This window comes from Amycolatopsis sp. NPDC104587, assembly GCF_055583645.1.
Genome location: NZ_JBVJNO010000019.1, coordinates 110,171 through 128,147, shown reverse-complemented (window position 1 = coordinate 128,147; position 17,977 = coordinate 110,171). Strand labels below are relative to the sequence as shown.

Here is a 17,977-nt window from a genome sequence, read left to right as displayed (position 1 = left end):
GGGCCCGCGAACAGGCAGGATGAACGTCATGGCCGAAACGGACGCGATCGGGAATTCGCGCGGCGACGAGACGGGCAGCGTGGCGTTGGAGCATCGGAACGGCACGGCGGTGCTGCGGGTCGACGGGGCTTTGGACCTCGCACTGGCGCCCAAGCTCCGGCAGCTGGCCGAACGGGCGGTGCGGCTGCACCCCGAAGCCCTGGTCGTCGACCTCACCGACGTCACCTTCCTCGCCTCGGCCGGCATGGCCGAGCTCGTCCGGGCGCACCGCGGGCTGGCCACGTCCGCGCCGCTGCGGGTGGTCGCGCGTGACCGGATCACGCTGCGCCCGCTGCAGCTGACCCGGCTGGTCGACGAGTTCGCCGTCTACCCGTCACTGCCCGAAGCGCTGGCGCCCTGATGCCGGCCGGGTCCGACTTCGACGCCGTACTCGACGCCGTGCGCCGGGTCTTCGTCGACGGCACGGGCGCCCCCGTCACCACCGGCGTCCGTCCACTCGGGCCGGTCGAGGCGCAAGCGGTGCTGGGCGGCCGCGTCGTGGTGTCGGTGACCGACCCGGCGGTGCTCGCGGACCTGGCGCCGGGCCCGGTGGTCACCGCCGCGCTGGCGGTCGCGGACGGCGACCGGTCCGCGCTGGTCTACACCACCGCGGAAGGCGGTGGGCTGCCGCCGATCGCCGCCGCGATCGAGGCCGTCACGACGCATCTCGCGGCGACGGTGGGGCGGCTGCGCAACGAGGCCGCGGTGGTCGACGCGCTGCACTCCACCGGCCGCGAGCTGACCGCCCAGCTCGACATCGACCGGATCGTGCAGGACGCGACCGACGCGGCCACGAAGGCGACCGGCGCCGAGTTCGGCGCGTTCTTCTACAACCTGGTCAACGAGCTCGGCGAGTCGTACACGCTCTACACGATCTCGGGGGTGCCGCGGGAGGCGTTCGAGCGGTTCCCCATGCCGCGCAACACCGAGGTCTTCGGGCCGACCTTCGACGGCACCGGCACCGTCCGCAGCCCGGACATCACGCGGGACCCGCGCTTCGGCAAGAACGCGCCGCACCACGGGATGCCGGAAGGCCATCTGCCCGTGTGCAGCTACCTCGCCGTCTCGGCGCTCAGCCCGACCACCGGCGAGGTGCTGGGCGGGTTCTTCTTCGGACACTCCCAACCGGACCGGTTCACCGAGCGGCACGCGTACCTCGCCGAGGGCATCGCCGGGTACTCGGCCATCGCGCTGGACAACGCCCGGCTGTACGAGCGGGAGCGCACGCTCGCCACCGAGCTGTCGCGCAGCATGCTGCCGGTCGCCCCGGAAACGCCCGGGCTCGACGTGTTCACCCGGTACCTGCCCGCCGCCACCGGCGCCAAGGTGGGCGGCGACTGGTTCGACGTCATCCGGCTGCCCTCGGGCGCGACCGCGTTCGTCATCGGCGACGTCGTCGGCCACGGCGTCACCGCGGCGACGGTGATGGGCCAGGTCCGGACCGCCGTCCGCAGCTACGCGCTGCTGGAGCTGCCGCCGTCGGAGGTGCTGCGCAACGTCTCCGCGCTGACCGGCGGGCTGTTCGGCGAAAGCTTCGTCACCTGCTTCTACGCGGTCCACGAGCCGGACGGCACGCTGACCTACGCGAACGCCGGGCACCTGCCGGCGATCCTCGTCCGCGCGGGCGGCGAGCCGGAGCAGATCGGCGAGGCGCTGGCGCAGCCGCTGGGCGTCGGGACCGACTTCCCGCAGCGCACCACCGCCTTCCCGCCCGGCTCGGACCTGGTGCTCTACACCGACGGGCTGGTCGAGAGCCGCACCCGCGACCTCACGCTGGGGATCGAGTGGCTGCTGTCCGGGATCCCGGCGCTGCTGACCGCGGCCGACCTCGACACGGCCTGGGACAAGCTCGTCGACGAGCTGACGCACGGCCGCCACGACGACGACATCGCCGTGATCCACGTCCGCCACCGCGGAGAGGACGGCACATGACGGACCCCCTCCCCCCGGGCGCGCCCGCTCCCCCGGCGTCGTTCCACCGCCGCACGGTCGCACTGGCCCACCGGCTGCCGGAACTGCGCGAGGCGCTCGCCGCATGGCTGGGCACCCTCGGCCTCAGCACGGAAAAGCAGGAGGACGTCGTCCTCGCGGGCTACGAGGCGATGGCCAACTCGGCCGAGCACGCCTACCGCGAAGGCGAAGCGGGCCAGGTCGACGTCCGAGCCGAGGCACTGGGCGGGCGGTTGACGGTGACGGTGACGGACTACGGGACGTGGCAGCCCCCGGCGGACACGAACGGCTTGCGGGGCCGCGGTTTGCTGCTGATCGACAGCCTCGCCGACCACAGCGCGAAGGTCCATCGCGAGGACGGCACGACGGTCACGATGACCTGGCTGGGCAACGGCGCGGGAGACTGAGCACCGGGCCGGACGTAATGAATGAGTCACTCACAACAGTCCCGCCCGCACGCCCGAGCACCGCCGACCCCGGACCCGCGCGCGCCGCCGATGACCCGTTCGCGGCGCCGGCCCCGTGGCCAGCGGGACAACGCCCGGCCGAGTAGGCTCGTCCGCGACCGCGTGGACCCGGGAGTGTGATGAGCGTCGGCGAGGAATCCGGTCAGCGGGCCGCTTTTCCCGGGACCAGCCGGATGGCGGCGCGGATGCGGGAGTTCGACTGGACGTCGTCGCCGCTCGGGGAGCCCGCGGACTGGCCCGTCAGCCTGACCACCGCCGTGCGGATCTGCCTCACCTCGCGCTTCCCGATGATCGTCTGGTGGGGCCCGGAGCTCCGGTTCCTCTACAACGACGCGTACCTGCCGCTGCTCGGCACCAAGCACCCGGCGCTCGCCAAGCGCGGTGAGGACATCTGGGGCGAGATCTGGCACATCGTCGGCCCGATGCTCGAGGGCGTGCTGGGCACCGGGGAAGCGACCTGGTCGGAAGACCTGCTGCTGCCGATGAACCGGCACGGCTACTGGGAAGAGACCTACTGGACCTACTCCTACAGCCCGGTGCACGACGACGACGGCGCCGTGCGGGCGGTCTTCACCGCGGTCACCGACACCACCGAGCGCGTGATCGGCGAACGCCGGCTGGCGACGCTGCGCGAGCTCGGCACCCAGGCCGGGATCGCCCGCACCGCGACCGAAGCCTGCGAGCTGGTCGCCGACGTGCTGAGCCGGGCGGGCGCCGACGTTCCGTACGCCTCGATCCACCTCCGCGACGACGCCGGGCGGCTCGTGCTCGCCGCCGTCACCCCCGGCGAGGAAGCCGGGGACTGGCCGCTCGAGCAGGTGCTCGCCGACGGTGTCGCCCGCACCGTCGAGACGTCCGGTGAGCTGCCGGCGGGCGGCTGGTCCAGCCCGCCCACCGAGGCGGTCGTGCTGCCGCTGCCCGGGGACGCCGGTGCCGCGGCTCCCGGGGTCATCGTGCTCGCGGCCGGCGCCGGGCACGCGCTCGACGAGTCCTACCGGACGTTCCTCGGGCTCGTCGCGCAGCAGACGACGGCGCTGGTCAACGGCGCGCTCGCCTACCGGGCCCAGCAGCAGCGCGTCGAGGACCTGGCCGCGCTGGACGCGGCGAAGACCACCTTCTTCGCCAACATCAGCCACGAGTTCCGGACCCCGCTCACCCTCATCCTCGGCCCGGTCGTCGAGCTGGAAAAGGCGCTCGGCGACGCCGACGAGCGGGTGCGCGAAGAGGTCGACGTCATCCACCGCAACGCGCTGCGGCTCGGGCGGCTGGTGAACAACCTGCTCGACTTCTCCCGGATCGAAGCCGGCCGGATGCAGGCGCGCTTCGAGCCGGTGGACCTCGCGGCGTTCACCGCGGAGCTGGCGAGTGTCTTCCGCGCCGCCGTCGAGCGGGCCGGGCTGGCGTTCGAGGTCGACTGCCCGCCGCTGGCCCGGCCGGTGCACGTCGACCGCGGGATGTGGGAGAAGGTCGTCCTCAACCTGCTGTCCAACGCCGTCAAGTACACCTTCGACGGCGCGATCCGGGTCAGCGCGGTCCTCGACGACGGGCACGCCGTCGTCGCGGTGTCCGACACCGGCATCGGGATCGACGCCGCCGAGCTGCCGCGGCTGTTCGAGCGGTTCCACCGGATCCCGTCGGTGCGGGCGCGCTCGAACGAAGGCAGCGGGATCGGCCTGGCGCTGGTGCGCGAGCTCGTCGGCATGCACGGCGGTGAGGTCGCCGTCGAGAGCACCCCGGGCGCCGGCACGACGTTCCGGATCCGGCTGCCGCTGGGCACCGGGCACCTGCCGGCCGAGCACCTCGCCCCGGCGCCCTCGGGCGGCGGGATCGCCGCGGAGACCGTGGAGCCGTACGTGCAGGAGGCCCTGCGGTGGCTGCCCGGCGGCGGTCACGACACCCCGCCCGCGGCCGCGCCGGCCGGCAGCGCCCGGGTGCTGATCGCCGACGACAACGCCGACATGCGCGACTACCTCGGCCGGCTGCTGCGCGACGACTACACGCTCACCGCGGTGCGCGACGGCGTCGAGGCGTTCGCCGCCGCGTGCGCCGAGCCGCCCGACCTGATCATCAGCGACGTCATGATGCCGCGGATGGACGGCCTGAGCCTGCTCGCCGAGCTGCGGGCCGACCCGCGCACCGCCGCCGTGCCCGTGCTGCTGCTGTCGGCCCGGGCCGGGCAGGAGGCCGCCGTCGACGGGCTGGGCGCCGGGGCCGACGATTACCTCGTGAAGCCGTTCTCGGCGCGGGAGCTGGTGGCTCGCGTCCGCACGACCATCCAGCTGGCCCACCTGCGGACGCAGCACTCCCGGTGGCGCTCGGCGATGATCGACTCGCTGCAGGAGGGCTTCTTCGTCTGCGACGCCGCCGGGCGGGTCGTCGAGATCAACGCCGCCTGCGCCGAGCTGCTCGGGTTCGGTCCCGAGGGCCTGCCCTACGCGCCGCCGTTCCCGTGGCTGCCGAGCCGGGACGCCGATCCCGTCGCCTACCGGGAGGTGGTCACCGCGCTGCGCCGGGCGCAGGCCGAGCCCGCCGGGAGCTTCGTGGTGCCGCTGCGGCACCGGGCCGGGCACCGGGTCTGGGCCGCGATCGCCTACAACGAGCTGCACGACGACGAGGGCCGCCGCCGGCTGGTCGGCACGATCCGCGACGTCACCGCGGAGCGCTACGCCGTGCAGCGGGAGTCCGCGCTCGCGTCGATGAACCAGCGCCTCGCCGGGGTCAGCGGGGTGCCGGAGGTGCTGCGCACCGCGCTGGACCTGCTGCGGGAGCTGTGGCACGCCGAGCGTGTCCTGGCGGTCACCTGGGCGCGGGACGGCGAGCCGGGCCTCCTGTCGACCGACCGCGGCGACCGGAGCTGGACCGACCTCGCCGCGCCGCTGCGCGAGACGCTCGGCCGGGTGCGTTCGCTGCCGGCGCTGCACGCGTCCCCGGCGGACGGCGGTGCGGGCGCCACCCTCGACCACCCCGGCGGCCGGCTGACGCTCTGGGTCGAAACCGCGCCGGACCGCCCGCTCGGCACCGAGGACCGGACGCTGCTGGCGCTGCTGACCGGGACGCTGGCGCACGCCCTGCGCCGCGCCCACCGCGACGACCGGCAGCGTGAGGTCGCACTCGCGCTGCAGCGCTCGATCCTCGGCCCGGCTCAGCTCCCGGACGGCTTCGCCGTGCGCTACGAGCCCGCGAACCCGCCCCTGGAGGTCGGCGGGGACTGGTACGACGTCGTCGCGCTGGCCGGTGACCGGATCGGGATCGTCGTCGGTGACTGCGTCGGCCGCGGGCTCGCGGCGGCCGCGGTGATGGGCCAGCTGCGCAGCGCCTGCCGCGCGCTGCTGCTGGAGGCCAGCAGCCCGGCGCACACGCTGACCGCGCTCGACCGCTTCGCCGGCCAGCTGCCGGGCGCCCTGTGCACGACCGTCTTCTGCGGTGTCCTCGACCCCGCGACCGGCGCGCTCACCTACAGCAGCGCCGGGCACCCGCCGGCCACCCTCGTGCACCCCGACGGCACGGCGGAGTTCCTCGACGCCGCCGGCAGCGTGCCGCTCGCCGTCCGCATCGCCGCCGCCCGGCCGGAGGCCACCGCGGTCGTCCCGATCGGCTCGTTGCTGATGCTCTACACCGACGGCCTCGTCGAGCGCCGCCGCGAACCGCTGGACGACGGCATCGACCGGGCCACCGCGGTCGCCCACGAAGCGCGGGGCGGCGGCCTGACCGGCCTGGCGGCGGCCCTGATGGACCGCCTGCGCCCGGCCGACGGGTACGAGGACGACGTCGCCCTGCTGCTCTACCGGCGCTCGCTGCCCCCGCTCGAGCTGGACTTCCCGGCGCACCCGGACAGCCTCGCCGTGACCCGCCGCGGGCTGCGCGCGTGGCTGGCGGACGCGGCGCTCGACGAAGACCTCGCCCAGGACGTGCTGGTCGCCGTGGGCGAAGCCTGCGCCAACGCCGTCGAGCACGCCTACGCCGACGGCGGCGGAGCCGGCGAGGGCGGGCACCTGGCGGCCGACCTCACCGGCGCGCACCTGGTCGTCACCGTGACCGACCACGGCCGCTGGAAGCAGCCGCCGCCGGACAACCACGTGCTGCGCGGCCGCGGCGTGCCGATGATGGAGGCGCTCGCCGACACCGTCACCGTCCGCCACGACGTGGGCGGCACCACCGTCACGCTGGAATGGAGGATCGGTTCGTGACGACGGCACTCACGCTGGTCGCCGGCCCGGGCCACCACGGGCACCGGGTCCTGACCGTCACGGGTGAGATCGACATGAGCAACGCCGCGGAGTTCGGGGCGGCGCTCGACCGCGAGCTGGCGGCCGGGACGGCGGTCACCGTCGACCTGACCGGGGTGGCCTACCTCGACAGCGCCGGGGTCGCGGTGCTGTTCGACCGGGCCGGCGAGCACGACCTGCGGCTGGTCGCGCCGCGGCTGCTCGACCGCGTGCTGCGGGTGTCCGGGCTGGCGCGGGTCGCGAAAGTGACCCTCCGCTGAAGGATTGGACGGCCGCCCACCGGGTATGAGAAACGCAGCGACGGTCGCGGGGTGGGTTGTGCCGACGGTCGCCGCGAGGTGGTTCCCGGCGCCAACCCACGGCCGTTCAGCAGTGAGCGCCGGGCCGGAGCCACCGCCCCCTTTCGGGCCCGGGTGTTGCGGAGCGTGCATCGTCCGCGGGTAGGGTTTCGCCGCCAACGTTGAGCAGCAGCGGTTCGGCACCCTGCCGTAGTCGTCCGGGACGGAGATGACCTTTTGACCGGTGAGCCGATCCTGCCCGAGCAGCTCGACGAGCTGACCGCCGCGATGGCGAACCTCACGGGCACGCTGGAAGCCGAACCCGCCGAAGCCGAGATCCTCGACGCCGTGTGCGCCGAAGCCGTGCGCGTGATCCCGGGCGCCGACATGGCCAGCATCACCGCGATCCGGGACGGCGAGCCGACCACGGCGGCCTCCACCGACGAGCGCGCCGTCGAGATCGACCGCGTCCAGTACGCGCAGGGTGAGGGACCGTGCCTGCGGGCGGCGGCGACCGGGGAGATCGTCCGGCTGCCGCTGGCGACGGCCGGGAAGCTGTGGCCCGAGTTCACCGAGCACGCCCGCGGCCTCGGGGTGGGCAGCTACCTCGCCGCGCCCCTGCGGGTGGACGAGCGCCTCTCCGGCGCGCTCAACCTCTTCGGGTACGGCGACCACGGGTTCGCCGAGACCGACTCCCGGCTGCTGGCGCTCTACACGACGATCGTCTCGTTCGGCCTGCGCACTACCCGGCGCTACCAGCAGGCCCGGCAGCGGGCCGCCGACCTCGAGACGGCGATGAGATCGCGGGCGGTGATCGAGCAGGCCAAGGGCATCCTGATGGCCGTGCACCGGATCACCGCCGATGACGCCATGAAACGGCTCATCGAGGAGTCGCAGCACTCGAACGTGAAGCTCCGGGACGTCGCGGCGCGGTTCGTCGACGGGCTGTCCTCGGACGGCTGACGCCTCAGGCGGTGCGGCGGCGAGCGGGGAACGGCCAGGTGAGGGTCATCACCGTGCCGTCCTCGGTCGAGCGGAGGTCGAGCCCGTCGACGAGGTTCTGGATCAGCCGCAGGCCGCGCCCGCGTCCACCGCTCTCTTCGAGCGACTCCCACTGGCCCTGGTCTGCGACGGTCACCACCAGCACGTCTTCGTCGATCCGCGCTCGGACGTCGATCAGGCCCGCGCGGCCCCGGTAGGCGTGGTCCATCACGTTGGCCATCGCTTCCCAGCAGGCCAGCACCACGTCGTCGGCCTCGCGCCCGACCGCGTCTCCAGCTTGGCGGCGCAGCCACGAAATCAGGTGCTTGCGCAAGCTCGGCAATGTGCGCGGCGAAATGGTGCCGCGGTACCGCCAGCCGTCCGATCCGTGCTCTTCCACGTTCACCTCCTCGGGGGACTGTCGGTTTGCTACCCACCGGCCGAGCTTCTCAATCACCGATAACTTCTGCCGTGCTGCCGTTCGGGTCTGGTGTGCCGCGGACCGGCGTGATCGGATGGGCGGATGACTCGGTCGACGACGTCCGTGGTGCTGTGCGCGGTGCTGGCCGCGACCCTCCTGCCGGGGCCGGTGGCCGTCGCGGCGCCCGCGCCGGGACCGGGCGCGGTCTCGCACTTCGGCCTGGCCCGCAAGGACTGTCTGGGCACGGCGCGCACCACTGCCAGCAAGGCCTGGTTCACGGTCGCGGGCGGCGTGCTCTCCGACGTTTACGCGCCGGTGATCGACAACACGAACGTCGAGACGCTGCAGTTCGCCGTCACCGACGGCCGCAGCTTCACCGACCTGCAGGCCCGCGACATGACCTACACCGTGCGGACCAGCGCGGGCGGGATGGCCTGCGAAGTGACGTCGACGCCGCGCAGCGGCAAGTACCGGCTGGTCACCGAGTACCTGACCGACCCGGCGCGGACCGGCGTCCTGATCCGGACCCGCCTGGAGCCGCTGCGCGGCTCGGGCCAGGACCTCAAGGTCTACGTGCGGTTCGACGCGAGCATCAACGGCAACGGCGGGGGCGGCCCGGCCAACGGCGGCGGGGACACCGCCAGCGTCGACGCCGGCACGAGCGCGCTGGTCAGCGCCGACACGAACACCGTCTCCAGCGCCCCGTCCCGCGACTACGGGACGCCGCTGGCGGCGGCGTTGCGCGCGGATCGCCGGTTCCTCGGCACCGCCAGCGGTTTTGCCGGCACGGCCGGCGACGGGCTGGCCCAGCTGGACCGCGACCACCGGCTGACCGACACCACACCGTCCGCGGTGAACGGCAACGTCGTCCAGACCGCGCAGCTGGACCTGCAGCCGCGCCGGCCGGCGGTGCTGGCGCTCGGGTTCGGCGCGGACGCGCGTGCCGCCGTCGCCACGGCCGGTGCGAGCCTGCGCACGCCGTTCGACCAGAGCTACCGCGACTACGCGCGCGGCTGGCGTGACTACGACAACGGGCTGACTCCGCTGCGGGGCAAGGACTCGGACGCCTACTTCCAGTCGGTCAACGTCCTGAAGGCCAGTGAGGACAAGACTTTCCCGGGCGCGGTGGTGGCCTCGCTCGGCAGCCCGTGGGGCCAGGCCGTCTCCGCGGGGGACGCCCCCGGCGGCAAACCCGTGTACTTCGGGTCCTACCGCGAGATCTTCGCGCGCGACCTCTACGAAAGCTTCTCCGGACTGCTCGCCGCGGGTGACCGCGACACCGCGCGGGCGAGCGTGCGCTGGCTGTTCTCCCGCCAGCAGCAGCCGGACGGCCGGTTCCCGCGCAACTCGCTGCTCAACGGCAAGAAGGCGCCCGACTCCGGCGGTGACCAGCTCGACGAAAGCGCGTACCCGATCCTGATGGCGTTGCAGGCCGGGCTCGACCGCGACCGGACGCTCTACACCGGCCACATCCGCGCGGCGGCGGACTTCGTCGTCGCGCACGGGCCGTCGTTCGGCTCGGAGCGCTGGGAAGAACAGGGCGGCTACTCCCCTTCGACGATCGCCGCGGAGATCGCCGGGCTGGTCGCGGCGGGCGTGATCGCCGACCGCAACGGCGACCCGGCGCGCGCCCGCGTCTACCGGGCCACCGCGGACCACTTCCAGCGCAGCATCAAGGGCTGGACGGTGACGTCGAACGGGCCGTACGGCGGCCGGTACTTCCTGCGGCTGACCAAGAACGGCGATCCGAACTCGGAGTACTTCTACAACCTGGGCAACGGTTCGGTCGACGCCGACCAGCGCGCGGTCGTCGACGCCGGGTTCCTCGAGCTGACGCGCCTCGGGGTGCTGCCCGCGAACGACCCCGACGTCACCGCCTCCCTCGGGGTGGTGGACCGCGTGATCAAGCGGGACACCCCGGCCGGGCCGGGCTGGTACCGCTACGGCACTTCGGCGCCAGGCAGCGAGGACGGGTACGGCGACTGCTACGAACCGGATCCGACGAACTGCGCCCCCACCGGCGCGCCCTGGCCGACGACGAACACCGGGTCCGGGCACCTCTGGCCGGTGCTCGCGGGCGAGCGCGGCGAGCAGGCCGTGCAGACCGGCGACCGCGCGGGTGCTTCGGCGCTGCTGCGCGCGATGCGGGCCCAGACCGGCGGCACCGGCCTGATTCCCGAGCAGGCGTGGGAAAACCCGGCAGTGCCGGCCTCGCCCTACGGCACGGATCCCCGCACGGCGTCGATCGGGTTCACCCCCGGGCAGCCCGCCGGTTCGGTCGCGCCGCTGAGCTGGGCGCAGTCCCAGTCGGTGCGGCTGGCCCGGGCGCTGGCCGACGGCCGCCCGCCCGAGCAGCCCGCCGACGTCCGCGAGCGGTACGTCTCGCACGCGCCGCCCGCGGCCTTGGCGGTGACGCTCGACGCGCCGGCGTCGGTGTCCACCGCGACCGCCGCGGTGACCGGCACCGCGCCCGCCGGTAGCCGGGTCGACCTCGCCGTGTCGGCCACCGACGCCGGGACGACTTCCGTGCTGTCGACCCGGGCTTCGGCGGCGGGCACGTTCAGCGCGACGGTGCCGACGCCGCTCGGCGCGAACGTCGTCACGGCAGCCGCGACCACCAGTGCGGGCACCGGGTACGCGCAGAAGACGATCAGCTCGGACTTCGTCACCGGCACGGTGCTGCTCGACACGACCGACCCGGACGGCGACGACACCGGACCGGGCACCTACACCTACCCGACGGCGGGCGACTTCCACGCCGGCGCGTTCGACCTGCAGCGGTTCCAGGTCATCGACTCGGGCGCCACCCTCGTGTTCCGCGCGCAGGTCCGTGACCTGACCCCGACGTTCGGCTCCCCGCTGGGCGCGCAGCTGCTGACGATCTACGCGCACGACCCGGCGGCGACGGCGACGTCCACCGCGCCGCCGTTCGCGAGCCGGGCGTACACGATCGCGGCGCAGGACGCGTGGAGCCGTCGCATCGAGGTCCAGGGCTTCGCCGAACCGGCACTGGTCGACGCTTCGGGTGCGACGCTCGCTTCGCCGTCGGTGCAGGCTTCGCAGGCGACGCGCTACATCACGGTCAGCGTGGCGAAGGCGGCGTTCGGGACCCCGGCCGCGGGCTGGACGTTCGCGGTGGTGCTCACCGGACAGGACGGCAACTCCCCCGACCAGGCACGGCCGTTCACGCCGACGGCGGGCCAGTACACGTTCGGGCTCTGCGCGGCGGGCGGTACGGCGCCGATCTGCGCCGCGGACCCGGCCACGGCGCCAAAGGCGATGGACGTGCTCACGCCGGCGGGGGTGGATCAAGGAGTCGAGCTGGACCCGATCCGCGGGCCGGTCGCGGTGCGCGGCGTGCCGGTGGGCTGAGACGCACCCGGTCCCACCGGCGCCGGTGTCGCTCAGCCGACCAGGTGCTCCGCGACCGCGTCGCGGTGCGCGTGAAGCGGATCGCTGCACTTCGTCGGCCCCGGCAGGCAGATCTGGATCTTCACCCGGTCGAAGCCGCCGACCAGGTCCGTGCTGAGCGTGACGTCGTACGGCACCTCTTTGCCGGGACCGGCGGTCCGGGTGTCGCTGTCGACCTTCACGCTTCCGGCGTAGGCCTCGAAGTACACGGTGGTGCCGGTGCTGGTGCCGGAGCCGGGCAAGGACCGCACCTGCCCCTGCACCAGCGCCGAGCGGCTGCTCCAGATGATGCCGCCGTTCGTCTGGGCCGGGCAGGGCGCGACCGGGACGCACACGAGGAACGTGTCGTTCGGCCAGGTGGCGGCCGGGCTCGCGGTGGCGGGCGTGGTCATCGTCACCAGCGCGGCGGCGACCGCCGCGCCGATCGGCAGAAGTCGGGTCATGAGCCTGATCCCTCCCCAGGGGCCCCGGTCGGTCCGGCGCCGTCGGCGAAGTACACGCTCGAGTCCGCGAGACGGTTGAGTCCGCACACACGAACCACTCTTAAGACGTCCAAGATCACCCAGGGTTGCTTTTGTGCGGGCAATCGCACTTTGGGGCTAACCTGATCGTGTCGTGGGCATCTTTCCCAATGAGCGCGGATTCCGGTGGAGAACTCACCGGACCGCCTGACACAGGAAGGGGTTCCGCTCATGTCCGTTCGTCCGAGCGTCCGCCGCACCGTGACCGCCCTCGCCGTGACCGGCGCCGCCGCGACCGCCGTGGTCGCCGCGGCCGGGACCGCGTCCGCGATGCCGACCGACTTCAACTGCACGTCCTCGCAGATCGACACCACCCTGGTCGCCGGTTCGCCGGGGGCGGGCCAGCGCTACGCGTACGTGCAGTTCACCGCGAAGCCGGGCGACTCCTGCACGCTGCAGGGCGCCCTGCCGGTCAGCCTGGCCGGCGCCGAGGACATCACGGTGACACCGGACCCGGCCGCGGCCGACGCGCCGCGCGTCACCGTCGCCGACGGCGCGCCCGCGTCGATGCTGCTGCACTGGACCGGCATCGAAGGCCCGGAGAACCAGGTCTCGCCGGCGAGCGTCACGGTGACCGCGCCGCAGACGACCACCCCGCGCGGAGACACCAGCGACCCGGCGATCACGCTGCCGTGGAACCAGGGCCCGCTCGACAGCTCCGCCGAGGCGCACGGCCTGACCGTCGGCCCGGTCACCACCGGCCCCGCCCAGCCGTAACCCCACCGGCGGACGACACGCGTGTCGTCCATCCAGACACGCGTGTCGTCCATTGTGGACCCGTCAGCGGCGGCCGCCGTGGTCGTCACCGGCCTCGTGGTGGCCGCCGTGGTCGTCGCCGCGCTCGTTCCCGCGGCCACCGTGGTCGTCGCCGCGCTCGTTCCCGCGGCCGCCGTGGTCGTCACCGAGGTCGTGGGTGCGGGTCGGGTAGGTGCTCGGCGCGGACCGGGTCGGGTACGTGCTCGGCGACGCCGAGGTCTCCGGAGTGGCCGAGGTGGTCGAGGTCTCCGCTGAGGTCGTGGCCGACGGCGTCGAGGTGGCCGGCACCTGCGTGCCGTCGTCGGCTCCGGACTGCGCGAGCGCCGCCGTAGTACCTCCGACCGCGAGTACCGCACCGGCCGCCGCGATCACCAGAATCTTGCGCATGTCTGCTCCTTTTGGTTCTCCGACAACAAAAAGAGCTTCCCGCGCCCGACGATAGCGGCGCACTGCGCGAGGATTAAGGCATCCCTAAAGCCTTCCCGAGCTCGAGCACGACCCGCGCCCCGTGGGGCCGCACCCGGGCAACACCGAACGTCCCACCGGAAGCACGCGCGGTCTGACGCGCGATGTCGAGCCCGAGCCCGGTCGATCCGGCGCCGCTCGCACCCCGTTCGACGCCGCCGAGGTCGAACCCCGGCCCCTCGTCCGCGACCTCCAGCCGGGCGCCGTCCGGCGTCGCGGTGAGCCGGATCGTGTACCCCGTCCCTTCCGGCGTGTGCGCGAAGACGTTGCCCAGCAACGCGTCCAGGCACGCGGCCAGCTCCGGCTCGCCGACCGCGACCGGCAGCGGGCCGGGATCGAGCGCGACCGTCGCCGCCCGGTCCTGGTCCTGCGCGAGCACCGACCAGAACTCCGCTCGCGCGCCGACGACGGCAGCCGCGTCGCACGCCCCGGGCGCCGAGTCCCGGGCGCGCGCTTGGTCGATGAGCGCGGTGACCTGGCGTTCCAGGCTCTCGGCGTGCCCGGTGATCCGCTCGGCCTCGGCGGGGTCGGCGAGCGACTCGGCGTCCAGCCGCAGCACGGTCAGCGGTGTCCGCAGGCGGTGCGAGATGTCGGCGACGGCCTCGCGCTCCTGGCGGACCAGGTCGCGGATCCGCGCGGCCAGCAGGTTGAGCGCGGCGGCGACCGACCGCACCTCCGCGGGCCCGCCCGGCCGCGCCCGCGCGTCGAGGTCTCCTTCGGCGAGCCGGCGCGACACCGCCGCGAGCTCGTGCACCGGCCGCACGATCGACCGGGCCAGCCGGTCGGCGACGAACACCCCGAGCGCCAGCAGCAGGACGCCCAGCGCGGCCAGCACCAGCCACGCGGCACCGAGTCCGCGCGTCAGCTCCGCGCGGTCGACGAAGGCCCGCACCACGGCCGTCCCCCGCGGCAGGCCCTGCACCGCGACGAGGATCTCCCGGCCGCCCGCGTCCGCCACGGTGAGGCTGCTGCCCTGGGCCGCCGCCAGCGCGACGCCGGGGGTGCGCGGACCCGGCGCGCCGAGCACGGTGCCGTCCGGCAGGAACACGGTCACCGGGTGACCGGCGGTGGTGTTGAGCTGGTCGACCGCCGGCCGCAGTGCCGCCGTCTCGGCCGTCGCGACCAGGGAGGTGAGGGACTGCGCCTTCGCCGTCGCGGCGGTGACCGCGCGATCCGCCGTGACCGACCGCAGGAGGATCGCCAGCGGCACGAGGAACGCGACGAGCACCAGGCTCATCGCGGCGGCGACCAGCAGCGCGAGCCGTTTCCTCACGGCGGTGTCCCCGGCTCGGCCAGCCGGACGCCGACGCGGCGCACGGTGTGCAGGTACCGGGGCTCCTGCGCGGTTTCACCGAGCTTGCGCCGCAGCCACGACAGGTGCACGTCGACGGTCTTGTCCGCGCCGGCGTAGGGCAGCTTCCAGACGTCGGCGAGCAGTTCGCGTTTGCTCACCACGGTTCCCGCGCGGCCGGCGAGGTAGTGGAGCAGGTCGAACTCGCGCGGGGTGAGGTCCAGCGGCGCGCCGTCGAGGGACGCCTCCCGCGTCCGCGCGTCGACCGACAGGCCGCCGACGACGACCGGGCCCGTCGTCTCCTCCGGCTCGGCCCGCCGCAGCACCGCGCGGATCCGCGCGTCGAGCTGCGCGCCGCCGAACGGCTTGACCACGTAGTCGTCGGCGCCGGCGTCGAGCAGCCGGACGATCTCCTCCTCGGCGCCGCGCGCGGTGACCACGATGATCGGCACCGCGCTGACCGCCCGCACCATCCGCAGCACCTCGCGGCCGTCGAGGTCGGGCAGGCCCAGGTCGAGCAGGACGACGTCGGGCCGGTCGGTGACCGCCGCCTGCAGCCCGGACATCGCGGTCGGCGCCGAGGTCACGGTGTGCCCGCGCTCGCCCAGCGCGCGCAGCACGGCCGTGCGGATGGTCGGGTCGTCCTCGACGAGCAGCACGGTCGCCATTCCGGGGAGGCTACACAGGCGAAGCCGCTTCGCCGGGCTTCTGGCGAACGCTAAGGACGTCTTAGCCGCGCTTTAACCCGCCCGGATGGCACAGTGGACGGATGGGACGGCGCGGACTGCTGATGACGGCGGGCTGGCTGCTGGCCGCCGCGGCCACCGCCGGGGTCGGCACGGTGGCCCTCGACCTGGTCGGCGCGGGCATCCTCGGCCCGCAGAACCAGCCGCTGTCCGCCGACGACGTCGCCCGCGCGCTCGAAACCGTGCCGACGAGCACCACCCCGGCGCCGTCAACCACGCCGGTCACCTCGAGCGCGCCGGCGCCGCGCGGCCTGACCGTCTCCGGCGGCAGCCTGGTCGCCACGTGCGAAGGCGGCCAGGTCACCCTGAAGTCGTGGAGCCCGGCCCCGGGCTACCGCGCGGACGACGTCGCGCGCGGCCCCGCCGCCACCGCGTCGGTGAAGTTCAAGAACGACGGGGCCGAGTACGTGACGGCCGTGACGTGCCTCAACGGCGAGCCGCACGCCGAAACGGTCGCCGACGACAGCGGCGGCCACCGCGGCCGCGGTTAGGACGGCAAACCGGCGTTGAGCCGGGCCAGGACACCGTGCGGGAACGGCAGGTCCGGCGCGCTGACCTCGGTCAGCCGGTCGAGCTGGGCCTCGGTGAGGTCGAGGGTGAGCGAGCCGAGGGAGTCGGCGAGCTGCTCGGGTGACCGCGCGCCGATCAGCGGCGCGGGCATCGCGGCCTGGCGCGTCACCCAGTGCAGAGCGACCTGGGCCGGGGTCGCGCCCACCTCGGCGGCGACGTCGCGGACGACGTCCAGCACGGCCCAGCGGCTCTCGGGCGTGGCCCGGGACGCCTCGGCGAGCCGTCCCTCGCCGGCGCCGTCGCAGGTGTACTTGCCGGACAGGAACCCGCCCCCGATCGCGCCCCACGGCTGGACCGCGATGCCGAACTCCCGCGCCAGCGGCACGTGTTCCGCCTCGATGGCGCGCTCGATCAGGGAGTATTCGAGCTGCAGCGCCGTCACCGGCGGCCCGCCGAGCATCGCGGCCTTCGTCGCGTACCAGGCCGGGACGTCGCTGAGCCCGACGGCGCGGATCTTCCCGGCGCGCACCAGGTCGCCGAAGGCCGCCATCACCTCCTCCGCCGGGGTGAAGCCGTCCCAGATGTGCAGCCAGTACAGGTCGACGTGGTCGACGCGCAGCCGCCGCAGCGACGCCTCCAGTGAGGCGACCATGTTCTTGCGGCCGTTGCTGCGCCGGCGCGGGTCCGACCGCGGTTCTCCGCCGCCGAAGCCGGGCCCGGAGTACTTCGTGGCGAGCACGACGTCGTCCCGGTCGACGTCGCGGAGGAACTCGCCGACGAGCTCTTCGCTGCGGCCCGCGCTGTAGTTGTCCGCGGTGTCGACGAAGTTGCCGCCGCCCTCGACGTAGGCGCGGAAGATCTTGCGCGCAGTGGTGTCGTCGGCGCAGAAGGACCCGGTGCCGAAGGTCATCGCGCCGAGGGCCAGCGGGGAAACCCGCAGGCCGGAGCGGCCCAGCGGCCGGTAGTCGTCCAGTTCGGTCATGGTCTCGATCCTGCAACCCGGAGCGCGGTCCGGGTCAAACCCCGCACCGTGCAGTCAGCCCAGGGGGTCCACTCCGGTCAGCGTGACACTTTCCGCCCACACCCGCCCGGCGGCCGCGTCGTCTGCGAGGTTGGCCCAGCGCGGTTCGAGTCGTGGCCGGCCGCGCAGGCCGAACACTCGCGGACCCCACAGCTGCCCGCCGGCGACGTCCGGGCCGAGCACCGCGCGGACGGCGGGGCGCGCGCCGGCGTCCTTGCCCTGCAGCAGCGCGCGGGCGGGCAGGCCGCGCAGCCACTGGCCGGCGGTGCGGACGTGCACCGGCGGGCGGGACGGCGTCAGCGAGTCGAGCGCGCCACCGGGGTGGGCGATCACGCTCAGCCGCTTCGAACCGGCGTCGCGCAGCCGCCGGTCGAGTTCGAGCGCGAACAGCATCTGGGCCAGCTTGGACCGCTCGTACGCGCGCTTCGGCTGGTAGTCGCGTTCGCTCTGGAGGTCGGCGAAGTCGAGGCTCGACGACTTCGCCGCGAAGCTGCCGGTGGTGACGATGCGCGCTTCCGGGCTCAGCACCGGCATCAGCGCCGCGACCAGCGCGAAGTGGCCGAGGTGGTTGGTGCCGAACATCAGCTCGTGACCGGCGTCGGTCTCGCGCCGCGGCGGGTGGTCGAGCAGGACCCCGGCGTTGCAGACGACCGCGTCGAGCTCGCCGGTGTCGAGCGCCTTCAGAGACGTCAGATCGGCGAGGTCGATCTTGACGTACCCCACCTTCGCGCCGGCGACCTGCGAGCGGACCGAGGCCATCGCGGCCTCCGCCTTCGCCGCGTCACGGCTGCCGATCACCACTTCCGCCCCCGCCGAAGCCAGCTGCTCGACGGCGAAATAGCCGATCCCGGCGTTGCCCCCGGTCACCAGCACCCGCATGCCCGTCCCCTCCCC

General features: G+C 74.0%; 16 protein-coding genes. 9 read left to right on the top strand and 7 right to left on the bottom strand.

Annotated elements, in window-relative coordinates; genetic code table 11:
- Positions 1 to 28: 28 nt before the first annotated feature.
- The 6 genes from ACZ61C_RS42315 to ACZ61C_RS42290 all read left to right on the top strand — a co-directional run bounded on the left by ACZ61C_RS42315 (position 29) and on the right by ACZ61C_RS42290 (position 7,923).
- A complete protein-coding gene (locus tag ACZ61C_RS42315; RefSeq protein WP_465313595.1) occupies positions 29 to 400 on the top strand; it encodes an STAS domain-containing protein in 372 nt (123 codons plus the stop codon).
- Positions 400 to 1,971 (top strand): PP2C family protein-serine/threonine phosphatase, encoded by a 1,572-nt coding sequence (locus ACZ61C_RS42310; RefSeq protein WP_465313594.1) that lies wholly within the window; start codon positions 400 to 402, stop codon positions 1,969 to 1,971. Before ACZ61C_RS42315 ends, ACZ61C_RS42310 begins: the two co-directional genes overlap by 1 nt.
- The gene (locus tag ACZ61C_RS42305; protein ID WP_465313593.1) at positions 1,968 to 2,396 is read left to right on the top strand and encodes an ATP-binding protein; all 429 of its coding nucleotides are present in this window, start codon (positions 1,968 to 1,970) and stop codon (positions 2,394 to 2,396) included. The genes ACZ61C_RS42310 and ACZ61C_RS42305 overlap by 4 nt, the downstream gene beginning before the upstream one ends.
- A 179-nt stretch (positions 2,397 to 2,575) precedes the next feature.
- Positions 2,576 to 6,643 carry a SpoIIE family protein phosphatase gene (locus ACZ61C_RS42300; protein ID WP_465313592.1) on the top strand — a complete coding sequence of 1,356 codons (4,068 nt, stop codon included), beginning with the start codon at positions 2,576 to 2,578 and terminating at the stop codon, positions 6,641 to 6,643.
- Positions 6,640 to 6,942 (top strand): STAS domain-containing protein, encoded by a 303-nt coding sequence (locus tag ACZ61C_RS42295; protein ID WP_465313591.1) that lies wholly within the window; start codon positions 6,640 to 6,642, stop codon positions 6,940 to 6,942. Before ACZ61C_RS42300 ends, ACZ61C_RS42295 begins: the two co-directional genes overlap by 4 nt.
- Positions 6,943 to 7,197: 255 nt before the next feature.
- Positions 7,198 to 7,923: an ANTAR domain-containing protein gene (locus ACZ61C_RS42290; protein WP_465313590.1), complete on the top strand. Its 726-nt coding sequence runs from the start codon at positions 7,198 to 7,200 to the stop codon at positions 7,921 to 7,923.
- Between the two features lie 4 nt (positions 7,924 to 7,927).
- Here the strand turns inward: ACZ61C_RS42290 and ACZ61C_RS42285 are convergent, their stop codons facing one another.
- Positions 7,928 to 8,341 carry an ATP-binding protein gene (locus tag ACZ61C_RS42285; RefSeq protein ID WP_465313589.1) on the bottom strand — a complete coding sequence of 138 codons (414 nt, stop codon included), beginning with the start codon at positions 8,339 to 8,341 and terminating at the stop codon, positions 7,928 to 7,930.
- Positions 8,342 to 8,464: 123 nt separating this feature from the next.
- On the opposite strand from ACZ61C_RS42285, the gene ACZ61C_RS42280 reads away from it, so the two are divergent.
- On the top strand, positions 8,465 to 11,734 hold the full coding sequence (locus tag ACZ61C_RS42280) for a glucodextranase DOMON-like domain-containing protein (RefSeq protein WP_465313588.1): 3,270 nt from the start codon (positions 8,465 to 8,467) through the stop codon (positions 11,732 to 11,734).
- Between the two features lie 32 nt (positions 11,735 to 11,766).
- On the opposite strand, the gene ACZ61C_RS42275 is transcribed toward ACZ61C_RS42280, so the two are convergent.
- Entirely contained in the window at positions 11,767 to 12,216 is a 450-nt protein-coding gene (locus ACZ61C_RS42275; RefSeq protein WP_465313587.1) for a hypothetical protein, read from the bottom strand.
- A gap of 249 nt (positions 12,217 to 12,465) precedes the next feature.
- Between ACZ61C_RS42275 and ACZ61C_RS42270 the strand changes: the two genes are divergently transcribed.
- Positions 12,466 to 13,011, top strand: a complete 546-nt coding sequence (locus tag ACZ61C_RS42270) for a DUF4232 domain-containing protein (RefSeq protein ID WP_465313586.1) — start codon at positions 12,466 to 12,468, stop codon at positions 13,009 to 13,011.
- Positions 13,012 to 13,074: 63 nt separating this feature from the next.
- Here the strand turns inward: ACZ61C_RS42270 and ACZ61C_RS42265 are convergent, their stop codons facing one another.
- The 3 genes from ACZ61C_RS42265 to ACZ61C_RS42255 all read right to left on the bottom strand — a co-directional run bounded on the left by ACZ61C_RS42265 (position 13,075) and on the right by ACZ61C_RS42255 (position 15,474).
- Positions 13,075 to 13,437, bottom strand: a complete 363-nt coding sequence (locus ACZ61C_RS42265; protein WP_465313585.1) for a hypothetical protein — start codon at positions 13,435 to 13,437, stop codon at positions 13,075 to 13,077.
- Between the two features lie 73 nt (positions 13,438 to 13,510).
- A complete protein-coding gene (locus ACZ61C_RS42260) occupies positions 13,511 to 14,788 on the bottom strand; it encodes a HAMP domain-containing sensor histidine kinase (RefSeq protein WP_465313584.1) in 1,278 nt (425 codons plus the stop codon).
- Positions 14,785 to 15,474, bottom strand: coding sequence for a response regulator transcription factor (locus ACZ61C_RS42255; RefSeq protein WP_465313583.1), 690 nt, complete (start codon positions 15,472 to 15,474; stop codon positions 14,785 to 14,787). Before ACZ61C_RS42255 ends, ACZ61C_RS42260 begins: the two co-directional genes overlap by 4 nt.
- Before the next feature lie 101 nt (positions 15,475 to 15,575).
- Here ACZ61C_RS42255 and ACZ61C_RS42250 point away from each other — a divergent pair, with 101 nt between their 5' ends.
- Entirely contained in the window at positions 15,576 to 16,043 is a 468-nt protein-coding gene (locus ACZ61C_RS42250) for a hypothetical protein (RefSeq protein WP_465313582.1), read from the top strand.
- Here ACZ61C_RS42250 and ACZ61C_RS42245 read toward each other — a convergent pair.
- Positions 16,040 to 17,044, bottom strand: a complete 1,005-nt coding sequence (locus tag ACZ61C_RS42245) for an aldo/keto reductase (protein ID WP_465313581.1) — start codon at positions 17,042 to 17,044, stop codon at positions 16,040 to 16,042. The two genes, ACZ61C_RS42250 and ACZ61C_RS42245, sit on opposite strands and share 4 nt — an antisense overlap.
- 54 nt (positions 17,045 to 17,098) lie before the next feature.
- Positions 17,099 to 17,962: an SDR family NAD(P)-dependent oxidoreductase gene (locus tag ACZ61C_RS42240; protein WP_465313580.1), complete on the bottom strand. Its 864-nt coding sequence runs from the start codon at positions 17,960 to 17,962 to the stop codon at positions 17,099 to 17,101.
- Positions 17,963 to 17,977 lie beyond the last annotated feature (15 nt).